General features: G+C 43.8%; 2 protein-coding genes. Both read right to left on the bottom strand.

Going from position 1 to position 2964, the window contains the following annotated elements:
* Positions 1–389: 389 nt before the first annotated feature.
* On the bottom strand, positions 390–1526 hold the full coding sequence (locus Q0393_RS00010; RefSeq protein WP_297963538.1) for a PLP-dependent aspartate aminotransferase family protein: 1137 nt from the start codon (positions 1524–1526) through the stop codon (positions 390–392).
* A gap of 25 nt (positions 1527–1551) precedes the next feature.
* On the bottom strand, positions 1552–2964 hold a 1413-nt coding region (abc-f, locus tag Q0393_RS00005; protein WP_298976953.1), incomplete at its 5' end, for a ribosomal protection-like ABC-F family protein.

Here is a 2964-nt window from a genome sequence, read left to right as displayed (position 1 = left end):
TCAGAAACTGTTGAAACTGATAAGAGAAAATCCGCTTAAGTTTAATTGAGCCATTAAAATTTCATTTCAACGGCGTAGTGGCGGAATTTTTAAATTTTACGCAAAGCCGCATGCTTCGTAAAATTTAACGAGTGAGATTCGTACAAAATTTAGCCCGCGAGAAATAGGCATAGGTTTTGCGAAAAGGAATTTTTAGAAAAATGAAATGATCGACGGCGGGTCTTTTTAAACCCGCCATGCGCGCCACTTCGTAAAGACCGCGCCCTTATAGCCTCACGAGCGAAGCTATAAGGATTTCGAACTAAATTTTGGCATGAATTCTGCGCGCCCGCGTAAATTTTTACAAGCCTGCATAGAAATTCCGCGAGCTTGCGCAAATTCCGCGCCGCCTATTTTTTAGATTTTTCTAGCGCGGCGGCAAGGTCCGCTATGAGATCGTCCGCGTTTTCGATGCCTATGGCTAGGCGCAGCAAATTTTGACTGATGCCGATGCGCTCTTGCAGCTCGCGCGGATAGCTCTCGTGCGTCATCGACGCGGGGTGGCAGATCAGGCTTTCTACGCCGCCCAGGCTCACGGCTAGATCAAATAGCTCAAGGCTGCGCGCAAAGGTTTTATAGTCGTATTGCGGCTTAAGCACCAGTGAGATGACCGCTCCGATACCGCTAGCTTGGCGATTTTGTATCTCTTTTTCGTTAGCCGAATGCGAGCCCGCGAAATTTACCGCCTCTACCGCAGGATTGCTGCGTAAAAATTCTATTATCTTTAGCGTATTTTCGCTCTGGCGGTCGAAGCGCACGCTTAGCGTTTTAAGTCCGCGTATTAGCGAATACGCGTCGGTAGGCGATAGCGTCGCGCCCAGAGTGTTTTTCATAAACTGAATTCTTGCGGCAAGCTCATCGTCGTTCGTCGTAACGATGCCTGCGATTAGATCGGCATGCCCGCCTATGTATTTGGTCGCGCTATAAACTACGACGTCTGCGCCGTGCTCTAGCGGGCGCTGATAATATGGGGTTAAAAAGGTATTATCCATCACTACAAGCGCGCCGTTTTTGTGCGCGAGCTCGCTGATGCGCTCAATGTCGGTTACGCGCAAAAGCGGATTTGATGGTGTTTCGATGAAGACCATTTTAACGTCGCTTGGAATTTCGGTGATCAAATTTAGATCGTCCACCAAGTCGTAATTTATCCCTTGATTTTTAAAAATCCCACTTACGTAGCGATAGGTACCTCCATAGACGTTGTTATTTAACAGCACGCGATCGCCGCTTTTAAGCAGCGCAAATGCAGCGCTCGTAGCCGCCATACCCGAGGCTAGCGCGAAGGCGTATTTGCTGCCTTCAAATTTTGCAAAAAGTTCCTCAAAGGCGTTGCGCGTAGGATTTGCGCCGCGCGAATAGGCGTATTTGCCGAAATCATCCAGGCTTTCTTGCACGAAGGTGCTGGCTAGATATATCGGCGGAATCACCGCGTTATGAGGGTTGGACTTAGCCTCTATGCCCTTTACGATTAGGGTATCTATTTTCATCTTTTCTCCTTAAAATTTAATGGATTTAAAAGCTCATCGCTCCGATAAATTTAGCTATGCGCTCATCGCTGCTACCGAAGAATTCCTCTGCGCCGCCGTCGAATGCGATAACTCCGCCGTCTAAGAATAAAATTCTATCTGCGATCTTGCGCGCAAAGCCCATATTGTGCGTGACGATGATAAGCGAGCGATCCTCTGCGGCAAGCTCTGCGATAGTCTTTAGCACCTGTGCCTCAAGCTCGGGATCAAGCGCGCTCGTAGGCTCATCCAGCAGCAAAAAATTGGCCCTTGAAAGCATCAGTTTTAATAATGAAACTCTGCCTCTTTCACCGCCTGATAAGTCTTTTATCTTTTTAAAAACATCATCACCTGTAAAAAGAAAGGCGGCAAGTATATTTCTGATTTGAGTATTGGTCATTTGAGGGTAGGTGTCGGATATCTCATCAAAAAGACTTTTTTCCATATGTAATACCTGATGTTCCTGATCATAGTAAGCAATGCTCACATTTGCACCATAGCTTACTTCTCCCATATCAGGTTCCAATATCCCGTTTATTATTTTTAAAAGGGTGGTTTTTCCTGTACCGTTATCACCTATTATGGCTACTCGTTCACCTCTTTTTATCTCAAAGTTTATATCATAAAATAATTTTTTACGGTCAAAGCTTTTTGAAAGATTGTGTACACTAAGTACATCCTTTCCGCTTTCCTTTGCTATATCAAGAGACAGTCGCATATTTTCAGTATATGTCTGCGGTGCATCGACTCTTTCAATCTTTTCAAGCTGTTTTTGTCTGCTTTCGGCTCTCTTTATTGACTTTTCTCTGTTAAACTGCTTTAACTTTGTGATAACAGCCTCCTGATGCCTGATTTCCTGCTGCTGATTAAGATATTCCTTCATCCTTGCATCTAAAAGCATCTGCTTTTTATTTGAAAAGTCTGTATAATTGCCCATATACATCTGCACATTACCGTTTTCTATATCAATGACTTTACTGACTATCTTATCAAGGAAATACCTGTCATGAGATACTATGACCACTGCACCCTTATAGTTTAACAGATATGATTCAAGCCACTCTATGCTCCTTAAATCAAGGTGGTTGGTAGGCTCATCCAAGAGTATGATATCAGGTTCCTCAAGTAGCAGCTTTGCCAAAAAAACTCTGGTCTTTTGACCTCCGGATAAGGTGTTTATTTTCCTGTCAAAGTCCGCTTCTTCAAATCCAAGTCCCTTTAATATGCCTGCTACTTTACTTTTGGCGGCATACCCGTCCATAAGCTCATAGTTATGTGTAAGAGCTGTATATGAAGAGTACAGTTTTTCAAGTTTTTCACCTGTCAGATGCCGCATTTCATTTTGCATCGTTAAAATTCTTTTTTCCATATCCAGTATAGGTTCAATAACTGTATATAATTCATCAATAATGCTGAGTGT

This window comes from uncultured Campylobacter sp. (assembly GCF_938015785.1).
Classification (GTDB): domain Bacteria; phylum Campylobacterota; class Campylobacteria; order Campylobacterales; family Campylobacteraceae; genus Campylobacter_B.
The sequence above is the reverse complement of the archived record's forward strand: the minus strand, read 5'-3'. Positions and strand labels throughout refer to the sequence as shown.